The following is an 18,999-nucleotide window of genomic DNA, read 5'->3' as shown; positions in this document are numbered from 1 at the left end:
GAGGTGTGAACGGCGCGTGACGGGCCGGGCGCGGTCTTGGGGACCGGGCCGTCTGGGGAGAGGATGAGAGGGACCCACCAGCAGTGACAGCGGGAGGAAGCACGTGAGCGAGACGGACACGGCCAGGAGCGTCACCGGCGAGGACGAGGTCGTGGACCTCTGCCGCGAGCTGATCCAGATCGACACCAGCAACTACGGCGACCACTCGGGTCCGGGCGAGCGCGAGGCGGCCGAGTACGTCGCCGAGAAGCTCGCGGAGGTCGGGCTCGAACCGCAGATCTTCGAGTCACACCCGGGCCGAGCCTCCACGGTGGCCCGGATCGAGGGCGAGGACCCCTCCCGGCCCGCGCTCCTCATCCACGGCCACACCGACGTCGTACCGGCCAACGCGGACGACTGGACCCACCACCCCTTCTCCGGCGAGGTCGCCGACGGCTGCGTGTGGGGCCGTGGCGCCGTCGACATGAAGGACATGGACGCGATGACCCTCGCGGTCGTCCGCGACCGGCTGCGCAGCGGGCGCAAGCCCCCGCGCGACATCGTCCTCGCGTTCCTCGCGGACGAGGAGGCGGGCGGCACGTACGGCGCCAAGCACCTCGTGCGCAACCACCCCGACCTGTTCGAGGGCGTCACCGAGGCGATCAGCGAGGTGGGCGGATTCTCGTTCACCGTGAGCGAGCAGCGGCGGCTGTACCTGATCCAGACGGCCGAGAAGGGCATGCACTGGATGAAGCTCACCGTGGCCGGCACGGCCGGGCACGGGTCGATGATCCACCGGGACAACGCGATCACCGAGCTGTCGGAGGCCGTCGCGCGGCTGGGGCGGCACAAGTTCCCGGTGCGGGTCACCAAGACGACCCGCGCCTTCCTCGACGAGCTCGGCGACGCGTTCGGCACGGAACTCGACCCGGAGGACATGGAGTCGACCCTCGCGAAGCTCGGCGGCATCGCCAAGCTCATCGGCGCGACCTTGAGCAACACGGCCAACCCGACGCAGCTCGGTGCCGGCTACAAGGTCAACGTCATCCCGGGCGAGGCGACCGCCCATGTCGACGGACGATTCCTGCCCGGGCACGAGGAGGAGTTCCTCGCCGACCTCGACCGGATCCTCGGCCCGAAGGTGCGGCGCGAGGACGTCCACGCCGACAAGGCCGTCGAGACCACTTTCGACGGGGCGCTCGTGGAGGCGATGCAGTCCGCGCTGCTGGCCGAGGACCCGACCGCCAAGGCCGTCCCCTACATGCTCTCGGGCGGCACGGACGCGAAGTCCTTCGACGACCTGGGCATCCGGGGCTTCGGCTTCGTTCCGCTGAAGCTGCCCCCGGAGCTGGACTTCGCGGGCATGTTCCACGGCGTCGACGAGCGGGTGCCGGTGGATGGCCTGAAGTTCGGCGTGCGGGTGCTCGACCGTTTCATCGACGCGTCCTGAACCGGCCCTCCGATACGGAGATATTCGCTCGCCCGTACGGAATCGACTGGGAAGAGTGAATGTGACCATAAGCTCGTAGCCTCATTACTCCCTCCTCGTTACAGGTAATGCGATCGCAAGATGGGTCGCTTTGCCAACTAGGAGGAATAATGATCAAGAAGGTCGTCGCTGCTGCGGCTGCCACCGGTGGGCTGGTTCTCGCGGGCGCGGGCCTGGCCGTCGCCGACTCGGGTGCCCAGGGTGCCGCCGTGCACTCCCCGGGTGTCCTGTCCGGCAACGTTGTTCAGGTGCCCGTTCACGTCCCGGTGAACGTCTGCGGCAACACGGTCTCCGTGATCGGGCTGCTGAACCCCGCCTTCGGCAACACCTGCATCAACAAGTGATGCTTTCCCCTCTCTGAGGGGAGCTCAAAAGCCATCGGTCCCGGAGCGCGTGCCATGCGCTCCGGGACCGAACGCTTCTTTCGAGTAATTCGAGAAGAATTCGAGACAGGGCCGAAGGTAGGTATTCAGCAATGCGACAGGTCACCCGCAAGGGTCTGATGACCGTGGCGGCCGCGACCGGCGTGATCGCCGCCGCGGGCGGCTCCGCCTACGCCGACTCGGGCGCGCAGGGCTCCAGTTCGGGCTCGCCCGGCGTGCTCTCCGGGAACACGGTGCAGGCGCCGGTGCACGCGCCGGTCAACGTCTGCGGGAACACGGTCAACGTCATCGGCGTCCTCAACCCGTCGGTGGGCAATTCGTGTGCCAACAAGGGCGGTGGATCGCCGTCGGGCGGCCACGGCGGTTCGCAGGCGGGCGGTCACGCCAGTGACTCGCCCGGCGTCGGCTCGGGCAATCACGTCCAGGTGCCTATCCACGTGCCGGTCAACGCCTGCGGCAACAGTGTCGACGTCATCGGCGTCGGCAACTCCAGCACGGGCAACGACTGTGCGAACGGTTCCGGCGGGCGTCACACCGACCCGCCCGGCGGCGGATACGAGACGCCGCCCGGGCAGCCGGGCGATCCGGGTGAGCCCGGTAACCCCGGCGAACCGGGTGAGCCCGGTAACCCGGGTGAGCCGGGGGAGCCCGGAAATCCCGGCGAACCGGGTGAGCCTGGCAACCCCGGTGAGCCCGGTAACCCGGGTGAGCCCGGTAACCCGGGCAACCCCGAGAACCCCGGAAACGAGCCGGGCGGCCAGTTCGTCACCCAGCCCGAGGGCGACGCCCAGCTCGCGGAGACCGGCAGCGGCCTGCCGCTCGGCCTCACCCTGCCGGCCGGCGCGGGCGCGCTGCTGGCGGGCGCGGTCCTCTACCGCAAGGCGCGTGCCTCGGCCTGACCCCCACGGCAAACGGAGCGGGCCCCGCCGATGCGGGGCCCGCTCCCGTGTATGCCATCTCCCGGTGCGCCGTCTCAGCTCACCACGTGGCCCGCACCTGGCGGATGATCCGCCGGCGCAACCGCACCTTGCGGCTGCCGTCGCGCAGCAGGCTCAGACGGTGCAACTCCCAGTGTCCGTACTCGGCGTGGTCCGTCAGCAGACGTGCCGTTTCCTTGCGGGAGACCCCGCGCGGTACGTACACGTCGACAAATTCGTATTCCGGCATCGCATCTATTGTGCGGGCTGGGGCCTGGTACGGATAGCGTCTGCACTATGTCTGATGCTGCGCAGCCCACCGCTGCCGAGGTACGCGCCGCCGCCGAGGCGGTCAAGACCGCGCTCGACCGCCACCTGGCCGCGGTCGAAGGCAGGTCGGGAGAGGACGACCCGGCCGTCTACGAGGCGTTCAACCAGCTGGCCGCGGCCGCAGAGGTGTACGACGAACTGCTCTACGACCGATACGACGAGGTCACCCCCTTCGAGATCCCCGGTGCGGAGGACGCGCTGCCCCCGTACGCGGGACCTGAGGAACCGAACGCGCTGAGCGTACTGATCCGCCGTGACTACGCGGTGGCGGAGCCGCAGCGTCTCCTGGCGCAGGCACAGCGAATCGAGGCCGCCGAAGGCGAGGACGGTCCGGCCGCCTCCGGGACGACCCATGGCGCACTCGGCCTGCTGTTCGGCGAGTTCGAGCCCGACGAGATCGCCTCCCGCCACAAGGAGTTCGGACTCGAGGAGGGGGACTCCACGCTCTGGGTGATGGCGGCGGACGATCCGGCCGACCCCGGGGAGTGGCTGGAGGCCCCCTTCGAGCAGGTCGATCCGCAGCAGGTGGTCTGCCGCTTCGACGTCAGTGCCGTCTTCGACGACGTCGAGGACGACGATGACGAAGAAGACGACGAAGAAGACGACGACGGGGAGGACCTGGAGGAGGGCCTCGACACCGACCTGGACGAGGACGAGGACCTGGAGCGCCTGGACGCGGACCGCCGCTGAGCGGACCCGCCGGCCACCCGACGGCGGTGGTCACGGGGACGGCCCCGTGACCACCGCCGTTGTCAGTCGCTGCCGATCTGAGGAGCGAGCAGCACCGGAAGCCGGGTCGTCCGGGGCTTCGCCGAAACCTCGGCCACGGCCCTGTGCAACGCCTGTTCCACGCCGTGCACCACGGACAGATGACGGTCGGCCCGCCCGAACGCCGTGTACACCCAGGGACGGCTGAGCGCCTGCGCCGCGTCGCCGGGCAGCACCACGACCACCGCGGGCCACCTGCTTCCCACCGCCTGGTGCGCGGTCAGCGCCCACCCGTGCCGTACGGACTGCTCCACCCGCTCCTTCCGCACGACGACGGCGTCGCCCTCGCACGTGAGGTGGAGCCCCTCGGCGTCCGCCTTCACCACACGGCCCGGCAGCGCACGGCCCGGCGCGGGGGAGTAGACGATCCGGTCACCGGGGTCGAAGCCACCGAAGCGGCCCGGGCCAGGGTTGAGCCGCTCCTTCAACGCCGTGTTGAGCGCGCGGGTGCCGACGGCGCCGCCGTGGCCCGGTGTGATCACCTGCGTCTCCTCGGCCGGTACGCCGATCGCCCGCGGCACCGAGTCGACGACGAGCTGCACCGCACGGTGCACCGCCTCGCCCGCGTCCCGCACGGGGACGATCACGACCTCCTTGCCGGGCGCTTCGACCTGGTTCAGCTCGCCGATGCCGATACCCGAGACCAGCTCGCCGAGCGGCCCGGGATCGGGCCGCCGCGAGGCGATCTGCGGGCAGATCCGCGCCGCGAGCAGATCCGCGAACACCCGCCCCGGCCCCACGGACCACAGCGCCGCCGGATCCCCGGCCAGCACCAGCCGCGCCCCGTCGGGCAGCGACTCCGTCAGCAGCGCCGCCGTCTCGACGTCCAGCTGCGGCGCGTCGAGCACGACGAGCAGATCGAGATCCAGCGCCCCCTCGGCATCCCGGCCGGGCCCTTCGAGGCCGGCGAGCAGCCCGGAGACGGTGGCGACGGGGAGATCGGCCATGGAGGAGGGGGCGTCGGCCGTCCGGTGGCGGTCGGGCACGTCCCCGTCAGGCGCGTCGGGCTGCTCGGGTGCGGCCGCCGCTTCGCCCGCAGTCCCGCCGATCTGTCGCAGCAGAGCCGCGAAACGGTTCCGGCCGATCGGGCCATGGGCGGCCGCCCAGGCGCGCAGCCCGAGGGAGTGCGCGGCGGTCAGCAGTGCGGCCGGTTCGGCCAGGGACGCCTCCCCGCCGGTGTGCAGGACGAGGCCATGAGCGGCGACCGCGCGGAGCAGCTCACCCGCCGATCCCTGGGCCGCTGCGGCGACCCGCTCCCACTCCTCGGCCGAACCGTCCTGCTTGGGTGCCGAGTTGACCAGCCGGGCCAGACCGTCGGCCAGGCTCTCCTCCGCGAGGGCGTACCGCTCGAGCCCGATCAGGACACGGACCGGTCGCTCCTCGTCCTCCTCGGAGTCGTCCTCCGAGTCCTCCTGCTTCGCCCGGGCCGGCGCACCGGTCTCTTCCAGGGCGTCCTGGAAGACCAGCGCGTCACCCTCCGCGATAGCGTCCTGCACCGCGCTGTCGGGTTCCGGAACGCCCCGCTGCGCCAGGGCCGCGAGAAGCACCGGCATCTCCAGGGCGGTGTGCCCGGCCAGCGCGGCCTGCTCCAGGAGCCAGACGGTGACGGCCCGGCCCCGTCGCTCGTCGTCCGGGCCGCACTCGGCGCCGAGCAGCGCCCGCGCGAACCCGTCGGCCTGCTCGGGCCGCACGCCGGCGACCCGCAGCAACTGCCATGGGTCGACGCGCAGCCGCTCGTCCGCACCCTCGCCGAGTGCCTCGGCCACCTGTGGCGCGATTGTCTCCGGGGCGCCGCCCTCGCCGAGCACCCGCCGCACGGCCTGCACCGCCTCCGGCGCGGGAGCCGACGACGCGGCGACGGTCTCGGTCGACGGCACCGGCCGCGCTTGCCGTACCGGCTCCGGTGCGGAGCGGCGGGGGCGGGCGCGGGCTCCTCGAACGCCGCGGCCGCCGGCTTCTCGCCGCTCTCCACGGCCCGTACGGCGGCGAGCAGATCGGCGGCCTTGCCGCTCAGCCTGGTGCCGCTCTCGATCGGTGCCTTTTTCTCGGCCTTCCGCTGCTCGATGCGCTCCCGCTCGGCCTGCTGGGCCCGCAGTTCGGCCTCGGCCTCGGACACCTGACCGGCGTCGGCCGCTTCCTCCTGGGCCTCCTCGGTCTCCGCACCACCGGTCGGCGTCCCCGGCTCGGCGTCCTCCGTGGTCTCCGGCTCCGTGCTCACAGCGTGCTCCAGTCGTGATCGGGATAGCGGTGCACAGGCGCCGACACATCGTCGAGCGCCCGGCAGATCTCGTCAGGAAGACTAAGGGCCTCCACTGACAACGCGGCCGTGAGCTGCTGCGCGTTGCGCGCGCCGACGACGGGAGCGGCCACGCCCGGCCGGTCACGGACCCATGCCAGGGCCACCTGGAGCGGCGTCACCGCCAGGCCGTCGGCGGCGGTCGTCACGGCGTCCACGATGCGGCTCGCCGTGTCGTCGAGGTACGGAGCGACGAACGGGGCGAGGTGCTCCGAGGCGCCGCGCGAGTCCGACGGAGTCGTGTCGCCCCGGTACTTGCCCGTCAGCACCCCACGCCCCAGTGGAGAGGACGGCAGCAGGCCGATGCCCAGGTCCAGCGCGGCCGGCAGCACCTCGCGCTCGATGCCGCGCTGGAGCAGCGAGTACTCCAGTTGCGTACCCGCCAGCCGGGTCCGGGTGCCGGGGGAGGCGAGCTGCCAGGTGCCGGCCTTGGCCAGCTGCCAGCCGCAGAAGTTGGAGACGGCGGCGTAGCGGGCACGGCCGCTCGTGACCGCGAGGTCCAGGGCCTGGAGGGTCTCCTCCAGCGGGGTTTCCGGGTCGAAGGCGTGTATGTGCCACAGGTCGACGTAGCCGGTACCGAGCCGGGCGAGCGAGGCGTCCAGCGCGGAGAGCAGATGGCCACGGGAGCCGTCGAAGCGGCGGTCGGGGTCCGGTACGCTGCCGGCCTTGGTCGAGATGACCAGGTCCCGGCGGGGCACCAGGCCGTCTATGAGCCTGCCGAGCAGATACTCGGCTTCTCCGTCGCCGTACACGTCCGCGGTGTCGACGAGGGTCCCGCCCGCTTCCCAGAACGTCTTCATCAGGTCCGCGGCGTCGTGCTCGTCGGTGTCCCGCCCCCAGGTCAGGGTGCCTAGCCCGATCCGGGACACACGAAGGCCGGTGCGGCCGAGATGCCTCTGCTCCATGAACGCCGAGATTACTGGCCATAACCTACGGTGTGGGGGGCTGTGGACCACCGATTTCCGCGCGCTATGGTCTGCGGACAAGGCACGTTACTGATGGGTAAGGGGAATCGGGATGCAGCTCGGTATCAACCTCGGCTACTGGGGTGCCGGCATGGACGCGGACAATCTGGCCGTCGCCCAGGAGGCCGACCGGCTCGGATACGACGTCTGCTGGGCCGCCGAGGCCTATGGATCCGACGCCGCCACCGTACTGACCTGGGTCGCCGCCCAGACCGAACGGATCGACGTCGGCTCCGCCATCTTCCAGATCCCCGCTCGCCAGCCCGCGATGACCGCCATGACGGCCGCCACCCTCGACTCGCTCTCCGGCGGCCGGTTCCGGCTCGGCCTCGGCGTCTCCGGCCCGCAGGTCTCGGAGGGCTGGTACGGCGTCAAGTTCGACAAGCCGCTGGCACGCACGCGTGAGTACGTCGAGATCATCCGCAAGGCCATGACGCGCGAGCGCCTGTCGTACGAGGGACAGCACTGGACGCTGCCGCTGCCGGGCGGTCCGGGCAAGCCCCTCAAGCTGACCGTTCACCCGCAGCGCGAGCACATCCCGCTCTACATCGCCGCGATCGGCCCGAAGAACCTTGAGCAGACCGGCGAGATCGCCGACGGCGCCCTGCTGATCTTCCCCTCCGCCGACCACCTCGAGGACACGGCGATCCAGTACCTGCGGGCCGGCCGCGAGAAGGCGGGCAAGACCCTCGAGGGCTTCGACATCTGCCCGACCCTGCCCCTGGCCCTCGGCGAGGACAAGGACGTGGCTACCCTCGCCGACACCTTCCGCCCCTACACCGCGCTGTACGTCGGCGGCATGGGCAGCCGCAAGCAGAACTTCTACAACCAGCTCGCCCAGCGCATGGGCTACGAGAAGGAAGCCGCCGAGATCCAGGACAAGTACCTGTCCGGCGACAAGCAGGGCGCCGCGGCCGCCGTGCCGCACGACCTGATCGACAAGACGACCCTGCTCGGTTCCGTGGAGCGCATCGCGGACCGGATGAAGGCCTACGCGGAGGCCGGTGTCACCACGCTCACCCTGGCCCCGGCGGGCTTCACGCTCGACGAACGGATCGCGTCGCTCCGCGCCGGTACGGAGGCCCTGGAGCGCGCCGGGCTCGCCTGACACGGCTGAGCCCGACGGAGATTTCTGCGGCCGTGGTGGGGGCTCGGGGGTCTTCCCCGCCACGGCCGTCACGCAGAACAACGCGGGGAGCCGCCGACGGTTACGTCCTCCATTTGGCGGAGTTGTCCGTCGCACCTGTTGCAGCACCACGCAGCCCGCACTTGACTCGTTCTTTGCGGAAACTGCGGAATCCTGCAGCACGCGCACGCGCGCGGGAGAGGTGCCCACGATGCTTTCGGCCAAGAGTCTGTTCCAGGAGATCCTCGCCAACGACGAGTCCTTCGCCCTGTTCTGCTCCATCGCCGCGAGCGGCGAGTCCCAGGGCGGCTGGGAGAACGCCCGGATCGCCGCGCTCGTTCCGGAGAGCGAGCGAGAACTCGCCCCCAAGATCACCCGCCATGGCGCCGACGAGGACAAGCACGGACGGATCTTCAACGCCCTGATGAAGAAGCGCGGCCTCGACCCCGTCCCGGTCCCGCCGGAGACCGACTACACGATGCTCCTGGAGAAGAACGGCATCGGCCTCGCGCACGAGCAGCTGGGGCGCGACGAGCGGCTCGCGGTCCAGGACATCGTCACGTACCTCTCGCACAGCCGGGTCACCGAACAGCGCGCCTCCGAGCAGATGGACCTGCTCCGCAAGCACTTCGCGGACGACCCCGACATCGGCCGCGCGGTCAAGCAGATCTCGGGCGACGAGGACAACCACCTCGCCTACTGCCACGAGGAACTGCTGCGCTTCGCCTACGCCGGCCACGGCCGGGCCATCCAGCGGACCCTGCGCGAGTGCGCGCTCGCCGAGATCCGGATCTACCGGGACGTCAGCCTCGCGGTCATGGCGAACATGGGCCGCATCCTGGGCTGGTCGAAGGCCAAGTCGGCGGTGCTGGCGGCGGGCATCCACGCGATGTACGCCTACGAACGGCTGGGCGGCTGGCGCCGGATGGTGTCCCTGGAGATGCCCGAGCGCCGTGACGCGCTCGGCGGCCCGGCCTCCGCGGCACCCGAGTTCGCCTGAGACCACCCGGCTCTACAGCCACCCCCGGCGCTTGAACAGGCGGAACACCAGCACCTCCAGGACGACCATCAGCAGGATGAGAGCCGGGTAGGACCACTCCCAGCGCAGCTCGGGCATGTGCTCGAAGTTCATGCCGTAGATCCCCGCGACCATCGTGGGGATCGCGGCCATGGCCGCCCACGCGGAGATCTTCCTCATGTCGTCGTTCTGCCGCACGCTCATCTGCGCCAGATGCGCTGAGAGGATGTCCGACACCAGCCGGTCCAGGCCCTCCACGGACTCGTTCACGCGGGTGAGGTGGTCGCCGACGTCCCGGAAGAAGGGCCGGGCCCGGTCGTCCACGAACGGCACCGTCGCACCGGACTGTGCCGTGCCCGCCAGCCGGCTCACCGGCAGGGCCAGTGGCCCGGTCGCCCGGCGGAACTCCAGGACCTGGCGCTTGAAGGCGTAGATCCGGGACGCGGTGTTCCGTGAGCCGCCGTCCAGCGGCGAGAACACCTCCGCCTCCAGCCCCTCCAGGTCGGCCTGCAGCTCGATCGCGACGTCCAGGTAGTGGTCGACGGCGGCGTCGGCGATCGCGTAGAGCACGGACGTGGGGCCGGTGCCCAGCAGCTCCGGTTCCTGCTCCAGCCGGTTGCGTACGGCCTTGAGCGGGGCGCCCTCGCCGTGCCGGACGGTGACCGCGAACGAGTCGCCCAGGAAGATCATGATCTCGCCGGTGGAGACGGTGTCGCTCCGCGGCTCGTACACCACCGGCTTGAGGACGACGAAGAGCGAGTCGTCGTACACCTCCAGCTTGGGCCGCTGATGGGCCTTGAGGGCGTCCTCGACGGCCAGCGGGTGCAGGCCGAACTCCCGGGTGACATGGTCGAATTCGCGCTCCGTCGGCTCGTGCAGCCCGATCCAGACGAAACCTCCCGCGTCACGGGCCTCACCCAGGGCGTCGGAGAAGTCCTCCGGCCCCTCCGTCCGGTGTCCGTCGCGGTAGATGGCACAGTCGACGATCACGAAGCAAGTCTCCTGTCACTCGAACGACACCGTACGCGCGCGTGCGCCTACGCTGGATCGCATGCCCACGTTGATCCTCGTCAGGCACGGACGCTCCACCGCCAACACCGAGGGACTGCTCGCCGGCTGGACGCCCGGTGTCGCCCTCGACGAACGCGGTGCCGCGCAGGCCGCCGCGCTGCCCGGACGGCTCGCCGAACTGCCCCTCGCCGAAATCGTCACCAGCCCGCTCCAGCGCTGCCAGGAGACGATCACTCCCCTGCTGGCGGCCCGGCCGGAACTGAACCCGCACACCGACGAGCGCATCGGCGAGTGCCACTACGGCGACTGGTCCGGACGCAAGCTCGCCGAGCTCAAGGACGAGCCCCTGATGGAGGTGGTGCAGGCGCACCCGTCCGCGGCGGCCTTCCCCGGCGGCGAGTCGATGCGGGCCATGCAGACGCGTGCCGCCGAGGCCGTACGAGAGTGGAACGCGCGCGTGGAGCGCGACCACGGCGCCGACGCCGTCTACCTCATGTGCTCGCACGGCGACATCATCAAGTCGCTCGTCGCCGAGGCACTCGGACTTCATCTGGACCTCTTCCAGCGGATTTCCGTTGAACCGTGTTCCATCACCGCGATCCGTTACACACGACTGCGACCGTTCCTCGTCCGCCTCGGCGACACCGGCGACTTCACGGCCCTGGTGCCGCGCGAGGAACCGCCGGGCGACGACGCCCAAGTCGGGGGTGGTGCGGGCGCACCGTGATCGTCCGCCGCAGTAGGGTGAAGCGGTCGCAGCAGTGCCGTGGTCACACGGCCCCCACGATTCCAATGGAGACAGGACGTGTCCCGTCAGGTGTTCCTCTACGACCATCCGGAGCGTTTCGTGGCCGGCACGGTCGGACTGCCCGGGCGCCGTTCGTTCTTCCTCCAAGCCACCGCCGGCTCCCGGGTGACCAGCGTGGCCCTGGAGAAGACGCAGGTCGCCGCGCTCGCCGAGCGGATGGACGAACTGCTCGACGAGGTCGTACGCCGTAGCGGCGGGAGCGCCTCCGTCCCCGCCGTCGCACCGACGGAGGTCAACGACAGCGCCCCGCTGGACACCCCCGTCGAAGAGGAGTTCCGGGTCGGCACCATGGCGCTGGCCTGGGACGGCGACGAGCAGCTCATGATCGTCGAGGCGCAGGCGCTCGTCGAGCTCGACGCCGACTCCGAGGAGGACCTCGCCGAGGCCGAGGAGCGGCTGCTCCAGGACGAGGAGAACGGGCCGCCCATGCTGCGGGTGCGGCTCACCGGCGCGCAGGCGAGGGCCTTCGCCAAGCGTGCCCTCGACGTCGTCAACGCCGGGCGGCCGCCGTGCCCGCTGTGCAGCCTCCCGCTCGACCCGGAAGGACACGTATGTCCGCGCCAGAACGGATACCGCCGCGGAGCGTGACGCCTCCCGAGGACCCCGCCGAGCTGCTCGCCCGGGGCGAACTCACCGTACGCGGACGCATCCGTGACGCCTCCAACGCCGCCCTGTACTGCACGGTTTCGTACGACGGCCGGGAAGCGGCCTGCGTCTACAAGCCGGTCGCCGGGGAGCGGCCCCTGTGGGACTTCCCCGACGGGACGCTCGCCCAGCGCGAGGTCGCCGCGTACGAGGTCTCCGAGGCGACCGGCTGGAGCCTCGTCCCGCCCACCGTGCTGCGCGACGGGCCCTACGGCGAGGGCATGTGCCAGCTGTGGATCGAGGCGGCGCCGGACGCCGAGCTGCTCGCGCTGGTCGACGGGGAGGAACCCGAACCGGGCTGGAAGGCGATCGGGTTCGCCGAGGTCGGGGAGGGACGGACCGCGCTGCTCGTGCACGCCGACGACGAACGGCTGCGGCGGCTCGCGGTGCTGGACGCCGTGATCAACAACGCCGACCGCAAGGGCGGGCACCTGCTGCCCACCGGCGAGGGGCGGTTGTACGGGATCGACCACGGAGTGACCTTCAACGCCGAGAACAAGCTGCGGACCCTGCTGTGGGGCTGGGCGGGGGAGCCGTTCACGCGGGAGGCCGCCGACGTCCTGGAGGGCCTCAGGAAGGACCTGGCCGAAGGCGGGTCCCTCACCGCACGGCTCGAACCGCTGATCACCGGCGCCGAGATCGACGCCGTACGCGCGCGTGTCGGTGCGCTGCTCGCCTCGGGCAAGCATCCGGAGCCGAGCGGGGAGTGGCCGGCGATTCCCTGGCCACCCGTGTAGAAGCACAGAGGCCGAGGTCGCGCAAGAACGCCTTCTCGGCCGTCCGGACCGCTCCCATTCGTATATGGAACTTCAGTCCGGTTACGCTCATGACATGCATGCCTGGCCCGCTTCCGAGGTCCCCGCCCTGCCTGGTCAGGGCCGCGACCTGAGGATCCACGACACCGCGACCGGCGGCCTCGTCACCCTCGACCCCGGTCCCGTCGCCCGTATCTACGTCTGCGGCATCACCCCGTACGACGCCACCCACCTGGGACACGCGGCGACGTACAACGCGTTCGACCTCGTGCAGCGCGTGTGGCTCGACACCAAGCGTCAGGTTCACTACGTCCAGAACGTCACCGACGTCGACGACCCGCTCCTGGAGCGAGCACAGCGCGACGGCATCGACTGGGCCGCCCTCGCCGAGAAGGAGACGGTCCTCTTCCGGGAGGACATGACGGCCCTGCGGATGCTGCCGCCGCGGCAGTACATAGGCGCCGTCGAGGCGATACCCGGCATCGTCCCGCTCGTCGAGCGGCTGCGGGACGCCGGCGCGGCGTACGAACTCGAAGGGGACGTCTACTTCTCCGTCGAGTCCGACCCGCACTTCGGCAAGGTCTCGAACCTCGACGCCGAGGCGATGCGGCTGCTCTCCGCCGAGCGCGGCGGCGACCCGGACCGGCCGGGCAAGAAGAACCCCCTCGACCCGATGCTCTGGATGGCGGCCCGTGAGGGCGAGCCCAGCTGGGACGGCGGATCGCTCGGGCGCGGACGGCCCGGCTGGCACATCGAGTGTGTGGCCATCGCCCTCGACCATCTCGGCATGGGCTTCGACATCCAGGGTGGCGGCTCCGACCTCGCCTTCCCGCACCACGAGATGGGCGCCTCGCACGCCCAGGCCCTCACCGGCGAGTTCCCCATGGCCAAGGCGTATGTGCACGCCGGCATGGTCGCCCTCGACGGCGAAAAGATGTCCAAGTCCAAGGGCAACCTGGTCTTCGTCTCCAAGCTCCGGCACGACGGCGTCGACCCGGCCGCCATCCGGCTCGCGCTGCTCGCCCACCACTACCGCGCCGACTGGGAGTACACCGACCAGGTCCTGCGGGACGCCGTCGCCCGGCTCGGCCGCTGGCGCGCCGCCGTGTCCCGGCCCGACGGCCCGCCCGCGGAGGCGCTCGTGGAGGAGATCCGCGAGGCCCTCGCGAACGATCTGGACGCCCCGGCCGCGCTCGTCGCGGTCGATCGCTGGGCCGCCCTCCAGGAGGAGAGCGGCGGTACGGACATCGGCGCACCCGGTGTTGTCTCCCGCGCGGTGGACGCGCTGCTCGGCGTCGCGCTCTAGCCGAGGACGGACGCGAGGGGCGCCTCCCGGCCGGGAGGCGCCCCTCGCGCTGTGCTTGCGTGCCTCAGTCCTCCGACGACTCCTCGTCGTCCGTGCCCGGCTTGGGCTGGGCCGAGGACTCCTCGTCGTCCGTGCCTGCCCTGGGCGGCTTCGGCGGTCGCGTACGGCCGCTGGGGCTGTCGCGCAGGTAGTTCGTGCTGTCGCTGCCGTCCGCCGTCGCGTGTCCGCCGGAGGCGGTCGGTCCGCCGCCGTCCCGGCGTCTCAGATAGCGCTCGAACTCGCGCGCGATGGCCTCGCCCGAGGCCTCCGGCAGCTCGGCGGTGTCCCGGGCCTCCTCAAGCGACTGGACGTACTCGGCGACCTCGCTGTCCTCGGCGGCCAGCTGGTCCACGCCCACCTGCCAGGCGCGCGCGTCCTCGGGCAGCTCGCCCAGCGGGATGCGCACGTCGATCAGGTCCTCCAGGCGGTTCAGGAGAGCCAGCGTGGCCTTCGGGTTTGGCGGCTGCGACACATAGTGCGGTACCGCCGCCCACAGCGAGACGGCGGGTACGCCCGCGTGTGTGCAGGCCTCCTGGAGGACGCCCACGATGCCCGTGGGGCCCTCGTACTTGGTCTCCTCCAGGTCCATCCGGCGGGCCAGGTCCGCGTCGGACGTCGTGCCGCTGATCGGAACCGGCCGGGTGTGCGGAGTGTCGCCGAGCAGGGCGCCCAGGACGACCACCAGCTCCACGCCCAGTTCGTGCGCGAAGCCCAGCAGTTCGTTGCAGAACGAGCGCCACCGCATGGACGGTTCGATGCCCCGCACGAGAACCAGGTCGCGTGGCTTGTCCCCGCCGACCCGGACCACCGACAGCCGTGTCGTCGGCCAGGTGATCTTGCGGACGCCCGCTTCCATGAACACCGTGGGGCGGTTCACCTGGAAGTCGTAGTAGTCCTCGGCGTCCAGCGCCGCGAACACCTCGCCCTTCCATTCCCTGTCCAGATGCGCGACCGCGGTGGAGGCGGCGTCGCCGGCATCGTTCCAGCCCTCGAACGCGGCCACCATGACCGGGTCGACCAGCTCGGGAACCCCCTCGAGCTCGATCACCCAGTGCCTCCTTCCGACGTACCCTCGCGAACGCCCCAACCTTACGGCGTGCCAAGGGGGCGCCCGCAGCCCCCTCGCAGGGGGAGTGACCCCATCACTGCCCCGCGAGCTGCCCCTGAACACCCCGGATTCATCCGAGCTGTCCGTGAGGCTCCGGTCACAGCGTGGAACGCAGCCACTGCTCGACGCTCGCGATGTGCACGGTCGCCCACGAGCGAGCCGCCTCGGCGTCCCGGTCGCGCAGGGCGGCGAGGATCGCCCGGTGCTCGCGCAGGGTGCGGCCCACGGCGTCCTCCTGGGTGAGGCCGCGCCAGATCCGCGCTCGGGTGGTGGGGCCGGACAGCCCGTCGAGCAGCGAGCACAGCACGGAGTTGCCCGAGCTGTGCACGATGCCCCGGTGGAACTCCAGGTCGCAGGCGACGAGATCCTCCACGGACGGGGCGTCGCCGAGCCTGTCCAGCTGGGCCGAGAGCGCGTCCAGCTGCTGCTCGCTGATCCGCAGCGCCGCCATGGCCGTCGCGGCCGGCTCCAGGATGCGGCGTACGGCGAGGAACTCCAGGACCGTGTCGTCGCGGTGGAAGTCCACGACGAAGCTCATCGCCTCCAGCAGGAGTTGCGGGTCGAGACTTGTCACATAAGTGCCGTCGCCCTGCCGGACGTCCAGGATCCGGATGAGCGACAGCGCCCGCACTGCCTCCCGCAGGGAGTTGCGGGACAGGCCGAGATCGGCGGCGAGCTCGCTCTCCTTGGGCAGCCGGTCGCCCGGGCGCAGCGCGCCGGAGACGATCATGCCCTTGATCTTCTCGATCGCCTCGTCGGTGACTGCCATGGCCGGCCTCCTGTCGCGTAAGACCTCCGACGTATCACGTCATTATGCGGCCACGGACACGGGGAAGGGGCGGCTCCGTCGGCGGGGAGCCGCCCCTTCGCGCACGGGGCCCGTATCGCGCCTACTTCTTGTCGAGCAGGTCCTGGACCTTGGCGCGGACGTCGTCCGTGGCCAGGCCGCGGATCGTCAGCGTCGTCCGGCGGCGCAGCACGTCGTCCTGCGTCTCGGCCCACTCGTGGTCCCGGGCCCAGGCGACCTGCGCCCAGATCTCCGGGGCGTCCGGGTGCACGCGCTCGGCGAGCTCCGGGCTGTCGTTGGCCATACGAGCGATGTCGAACGCCAGCGAGCCGTAGTGCGTGGCCAGGTGCTTGGCGGTGTCGGCTCCCATGCGGGGGCCGGGCGCCGGGCGGTCGGTGAGCAGCCGGTGGGCGACCGCGCGCGGGTTGGCGATGCCGGGCAGCGGCAGCTTCTTCGGCAGCGAGCTGATCGGCTCGAAGTCGTCGCCCAGGGGGTGGCCCGGCAGCGACTCCAGCTTCTGCATGATCGTCCGGCCGATGTGCCGGAAGGTGGTCCACTTGCCGCCCGCGACGGACAGCATGCCGCCCCGGCCCTCGGTGACGACCGTCTCGCGCTTGGCCTTGGAGGTGTCGCCGGGGCCGCCCGGCAGCACCCGCAGGCCCGCGAAGGAGTAGGTGATGAGGTCGCGGCTCAGCTGCTGGTCGCGGACGGAGAAGGCGGCCTCGTCGAGTATCTGGGCCGTGTCCTTCTCGGTGACCGAGACATCCGCCGGGTCGCCCTCGAACTCCTCGTCGGTGGTGCCGAGCAGCAGCATGTCCTCCCAGGGGAGGGCGAAGGTGATGCGGTACTTGTCGATCGGAGTGGCGAGCGCGGCCTTCCAGGGGGAGGTGCGCTTCAGGACCAGGTGCGCGCCCTTCGACAGCCGGATGGACGGCGCGGCGTTCGCGTTCTCCATGCGGCGCAGGTGGTCGACCCACGGGCCGGTCGCGTTCAGCACCAGCCGTGCGTTGACGCCGAACTCGTCGCCGGACAGGCGGTCCTTCAGCTCGGCGCCCGTGACGCGGCCCTGGGTGAAGCGCAGGCCGGTCACCTCGGCGTGGTTGAGGACGACCGCGCCCGCCTCCACTGCGCCGCGGACGGTCATCAGCGCCATGCGCGCGTCGTTCATCTGGTCGTCGCCGTACACGGCCACGGCCTTGAGGTTCTCGGTGCGCAGCTCCGGCACGTCCTGCGCGGCCTTGGCCGGCGAGAGCAGGTGGCCGACGCCGTCACCGAACGCGGAGAGCGCGGAGTAGGCGAAGACGCCCGCCCCGAGCTTCGCCGCGCCGTGCGGCCCGCCCTTGTACACGGGGAGGTAGAACGTGAGCGGGTTCGCCAGGTGGGGGGCCACCTGGCGGGAGACCGCACGGCGCTCGAAGTGGTTCTCCGCCACCAGCTTCACCGCGCCGGTCTGCAGGTAGCGCAGACCGCCGTGGAGAAGCTTGGAAGAGGCGGAGGACGTGGCACCGGCGAAGTCGCCGGCGTCGACCAGAGCCACCCTGAGGCCGGACTGCGCGGCGTGCCAGGCGGTGGAGATGCCCAGGATGCCGCCGCCGATCACGAGAAGGTCGTACGACGCCTTGGCGAGCTGCTCCCTGGTCTCGGCTCGGCTCGGGTTCGAGCCGGAGGCCGGGTGCGTCCCCAGGGCAGGTACGGACTGCAGGGTGGACTGAGTGGTCATGCTGTTTCTTACTCCTCGTCCTCGAGCCAGCCCATGGTCCGCTCGACGGCCTTGAGCCAGCTCTTGTACTCACGGTCGCGGATTTCCGCGTCCATGCGGGGGGTCCACTCGGCGGCCCGGCGCCAGTTGGCGCGCAGGTCGTCGGTGCTGTTCCAGAAGCCGACGGCGAGGCCGGCGGCGTAGGCGGCGCCGAGGCAGGTGGTCTCGGCGACCATCGGGCGCACCACGGGGGCGTCCAGGAAGTCCGAGAGTGTCTGCATCAGCAGGTTGTTGCTGGTCATGCCGCCGTCGACCTTGAGGGCGGTCAGCTCGACGCCGGAGTCCTTCGTCATGGCGTCGGCGATCTCCCGCGTCTGCCAGGCGGTGGCCTCCAGGACGGCGCGCGCGAGGTGCGCCTTGGTGACGTACCGGGTCAGGCCGGCGATCACACCGCGGGCGTCGGAGCGCCAGTACGGGGCGAACAGGCCCGAGAAGGCCGGCACGAAGTAGGCGCCGCCGTTGTCCTCGACCGACAGGGCGAGGGTCTCGATCTCGGCGGCGGTGGAGATCAGGCCCATCTGGTCGCGCATCCACTGCACCAGCGAACCGGTGACCGCGATCGAGCCCTCCAGGGCGTAGACCGTCTTCTGGTCGCCGATCTTGTAGCCCACGGTGGTCAGCAGGCCGCTGTACGAGTTGATGATCTTGTCACCGGTGTTCATCACCATGAAGGTGCCGGTGCCGTAGGTCGACTTGGTCTCGCCCTCGGCGAAACAGGTCTGGCCGAACAGGGCCGCCTGCTGGTCGCCGAGCGCGGAGGCGACCGGGATGCCGCCGAGCAGGTCGCCCAGCTTTCCGCCGGTGATCTCGCCGTAGACCTCGGCGGAGGAGCGGATCTCGGGCAGGATCCGCTTCGGGACGCCGATGGACTCGCAGATCTTGTCGTCCCACTGCATGGTGTGCAGGTTCATGAGCATCGTGCGGGAGGCGTTGGTGACGTCCGTGACGTGCTTGCCGCCGTCGGCACCGCCGGTCAGGTTCCAGATGACCCAGGTGTCCATGGTGCCGAAGAGGATGTCGCCCGCCTCGGCGCGCTCCTTCAGCCCGTCGACGTTGTCGAGCAGCCAGCGGGCCTTGGGCCCGGCGAAGTAGGAGGCCAGGGGGAGGCCCGTCTCGCGGCGGAAGCGGTCCTGGCCGACGTTGCGGCCGAGGTCGCGGCAGAGGGCGTCGGTGCGGGTGTCCTGCCAGACGATGGCGTTGTGGACGGGCTCACCGGTGTTCTTGTCCCACAGCACGGTCGTCTCGCGCTGGTTGGTGATGCCGATGGCCTTGATGTCGTCGCGGGTGATGCCGGCCTTGGCGATGGCCCCGGCGACGACCTCCTGGACGTTCGTCCAGATCTCGGTGGCGTTGTGCTCGACCCAGCCCGGCTTCGGGAAGATCTGCTCGTGTTCCTTCTGGTCGACGGAGACGATCCGGCCGTCGCGGTCGAAGACGATGCAGCGGGAGGAGGTCGTGCCCTGGTCGATGGCGGCGATGAAGGGGCCGGCGGTGTGCGCGTCGGTCACTG

19 protein-coding genes are annotated in these 18,999 nt (G+C 71.0%); 11 read left to right on the top strand and 8 right to left on the bottom strand.

Features of this window, described 5'->3' with window-relative positions; genetic code table 11:
- Positions 1 to 103 precede the first annotated feature (103 nt).
- The 3 genes from ACQEV8_RS09035 to ACQEV8_RS09025 all read left to right on the top strand — a co-directional run bounded on the left by ACQEV8_RS09035 (position 104) and on the right by ACQEV8_RS09025 (position 2,750).
- Positions 104 to 1,429, top strand: a complete 1,326-nt coding sequence (locus tag ACQEV8_RS09035) for a M20/M25/M40 family metallo-hydrolase (protein ID WP_432958839.1) — start codon at positions 104 to 106, stop codon at positions 1,427 to 1,429.
- 149 nt (positions 1,430 to 1,578) lie between these two features.
- Positions 1,579 to 1,812: a chaplin ChpH gene (gene chpH, locus ACQEV8_RS09030; protein ID WP_030608446.1), complete on the top strand. Its 234-nt coding sequence runs from the start codon at positions 1,579 to 1,581 to the stop codon at positions 1,810 to 1,812.
- Positions 1,813 to 1,943: 131 nt separating this feature from the next.
- A complete protein-coding gene (locus ACQEV8_RS09025; protein ID WP_432958836.1) occupies positions 1,944 to 2,750 on the top strand; it encodes a chaplin family protein in 807 nt (268 codons plus the stop codon).
- A gap of 79 nt (positions 2,751 to 2,829) precedes the next feature.
- Here the strand turns inward: ACQEV8_RS09025 and ACQEV8_RS09020 are convergent, their stop codons facing one another.
- The gene (locus tag ACQEV8_RS09020) at positions 2,830 to 3,018 is read right to left on the bottom strand and encodes a DUF5703 family protein (protein ID WP_010045410.1); all 189 of its coding nucleotides are present in this window, start codon (positions 3,016 to 3,018) and stop codon (positions 2,830 to 2,832) included.
- Positions 3,019 to 3,065: 47 nt separating this feature from the next.
- On the opposite strand from ACQEV8_RS09020, the gene ACQEV8_RS09015 reads away from it, so the two are divergent.
- On the top strand, positions 3,066 to 3,788 hold the full coding sequence (locus ACQEV8_RS09015; protein WP_432958834.1) for a hypothetical protein: 723 nt from the start codon (positions 3,066 to 3,068) through the stop codon (positions 3,786 to 3,788).
- 62 nt (positions 3,789 to 3,850) lie between these two features.
- On the opposite strand, the gene ACQEV8_RS09010 is transcribed toward ACQEV8_RS09015, so the two are convergent.
- The gene (locus ACQEV8_RS09010; protein WP_432958832.1) at positions 3,851 to 5,743 is read right to left on the bottom strand and encodes a helix-hairpin-helix domain-containing protein; all 1,893 of its coding nucleotides are present in this window, start codon (positions 5,741 to 5,743) and stop codon (positions 3,851 to 3,853) included.
- A 9-nt stretch (positions 5,744 to 5,752) separates the two neighbouring features.
- Between ACQEV8_RS09010 and ACQEV8_RS09005 the strand changes: the two genes are divergently transcribed.
- Positions 5,753 to 5,986 carry a hypothetical protein gene (locus tag ACQEV8_RS09005; RefSeq protein WP_432958830.1) on the top strand — a complete coding sequence of 78 codons (234 nt, stop codon included), beginning with the start codon at positions 5,753 to 5,755 and terminating at the stop codon, positions 5,984 to 5,986.
- Positions 5,987 to 6,080: 94 nt separating this feature from the next.
- Here ACQEV8_RS09005 and ACQEV8_RS09000 read toward each other — a convergent pair whose 3' ends face one another.
- Positions 6,081 to 7,067, bottom strand: coding sequence for an aldo/keto reductase (locus tag ACQEV8_RS09000; RefSeq protein ID WP_432958828.1), 987 nt, complete (start codon positions 7,065 to 7,067; stop codon positions 6,081 to 6,083).
- Between the two features lie 112 nt (positions 7,068 to 7,179).
- On the opposite strand from ACQEV8_RS09000, the gene ACQEV8_RS08995 reads away from it, so the two are divergent.
- Both ACQEV8_RS08995 and ACQEV8_RS08990 read left to right on the top strand, forming a co-directional pair.
- Complete coding sequence (locus ACQEV8_RS08995; RefSeq protein ID WP_432958826.1) at positions 7,180 to 8,235, top strand: LLM class F420-dependent oxidoreductase; 1,056 nt, start codon at positions 7,180 to 7,182, stop codon at positions 8,233 to 8,235.
- A gap of 229 nt (positions 8,236 to 8,464) precedes the next feature.
- Entirely contained in the window at positions 8,465 to 9,253 is a 789-nt protein-coding gene (locus ACQEV8_RS08990; protein ID WP_432958824.1) for a ferritin-like domain-containing protein, read from the top strand.
- A gap of 12 nt (positions 9,254 to 9,265) precedes the next feature.
- On the opposite strand, the gene ACQEV8_RS08985 is transcribed toward ACQEV8_RS08990, so the two are convergent.
- On the bottom strand, positions 9,266 to 10,261 hold the full coding sequence (locus ACQEV8_RS08985; RefSeq protein ID WP_432958822.1) for a magnesium and cobalt transport protein CorA: 996 nt from the start codon (positions 10,259 to 10,261) through the stop codon (positions 9,266 to 9,268).
- Positions 10,262 to 10,322: 61 nt separating this feature from the next.
- Between ACQEV8_RS08985 and ACQEV8_RS08980 the strand changes: the two genes are divergently transcribed.
- The 4 genes from ACQEV8_RS08980 to mshC all read left to right on the top strand — a co-directional run bounded on the left by ACQEV8_RS08980 (position 10,323) and on the right by mshC (position 13,796).
- Complete coding sequence (locus tag ACQEV8_RS08980; protein ID WP_432958820.1) at positions 10,323 to 11,009, top strand: histidine phosphatase family protein; 687 nt, start codon at positions 10,323 to 10,325, stop codon at positions 11,007 to 11,009.
- Positions 11,010 to 11,087: 78 nt separating this feature from the next.
- On the top strand, positions 11,088 to 11,678 hold the full coding sequence (locus ACQEV8_RS08975; RefSeq protein WP_432958818.1) for a DUF3090 domain-containing protein: 591 nt from the start codon (positions 11,088 to 11,090) through the stop codon (positions 11,676 to 11,678).
- A complete protein-coding gene (locus ACQEV8_RS08970; RefSeq protein ID WP_432958816.1) occupies positions 11,642 to 12,472 on the top strand; it encodes an SCO1664 family protein in 831 nt (276 codons plus the stop codon). Before ACQEV8_RS08975 ends, ACQEV8_RS08970 begins: the two co-directional genes overlap by 37 nt.
- A gap of 94 nt (positions 12,473 to 12,566) precedes the next feature.
- Positions 12,567 to 13,796, top strand: coding sequence for a cysteine--1-D-myo-inosityl 2-amino-2-deoxy-alpha-D-glucopyranoside ligase (gene mshC / locus ACQEV8_RS08965; protein ID WP_432958814.1), 1,230 nt, complete (start codon positions 12,567 to 12,569; stop codon positions 13,794 to 13,796).
- A 64-nt stretch (positions 13,797 to 13,860) separates the two neighbouring features.
- Here mshC and ACQEV8_RS08960 read toward each other — a convergent pair whose 3' ends face one another.
- The 4 genes from ACQEV8_RS08960 to glpK form a co-directional block, all read right to left on the bottom strand.
- Positions 13,861 to 14,883 carry a PAC2 family protein gene (locus ACQEV8_RS08960; RefSeq protein ID WP_432958812.1) on the bottom strand — a complete coding sequence of 341 codons (1,023 nt, stop codon included), beginning with the start codon at positions 14,881 to 14,883 and terminating at the stop codon, positions 13,861 to 13,863.
- 157 nt (positions 14,884 to 15,040) lie between these two features.
- Complete coding sequence (locus ACQEV8_RS08955) at positions 15,041 to 15,712, bottom strand: FadR/GntR family transcriptional regulator (RefSeq protein WP_432958810.1); 672 nt, start codon at positions 15,710 to 15,712, stop codon at positions 15,041 to 15,043.
- Between the two features lie 121 nt (positions 15,713 to 15,833).
- Positions 15,834 to 17,450: an FAD-dependent oxidoreductase gene (locus tag ACQEV8_RS08950; protein ID WP_432958808.1), complete on the bottom strand. Its 1,617-nt coding sequence runs from the start codon at positions 17,448 to 17,450 to the stop codon at positions 15,834 to 15,836.
- Positions 17,451 to 17,458: 8 nt separating this feature from the next.
- On the bottom strand, positions 17,459 to 18,997 hold the full coding sequence (gene glpK / locus ACQEV8_RS08945) for a glycerol kinase GlpK (RefSeq protein WP_432958806.1): 1,539 nt from the start codon (positions 18,995 to 18,997) through the stop codon (positions 17,459 to 17,461).
- Positions 18,998 to 18,999 lie beyond the last annotated feature (2 nt).

It is taken from the genome of Streptomyces sp. CA-179760 (genome assembly GCF_050937045.1).
Classification (GTDB): domain Bacteria; phylum Actinomycetota; class Actinomycetes; order Streptomycetales; family Streptomycetaceae; genus Streptomyces.
The sequence above is the reverse complement of the archived record's forward strand: the minus strand, read 5'-3'. Positions and strand labels throughout refer to the sequence as shown.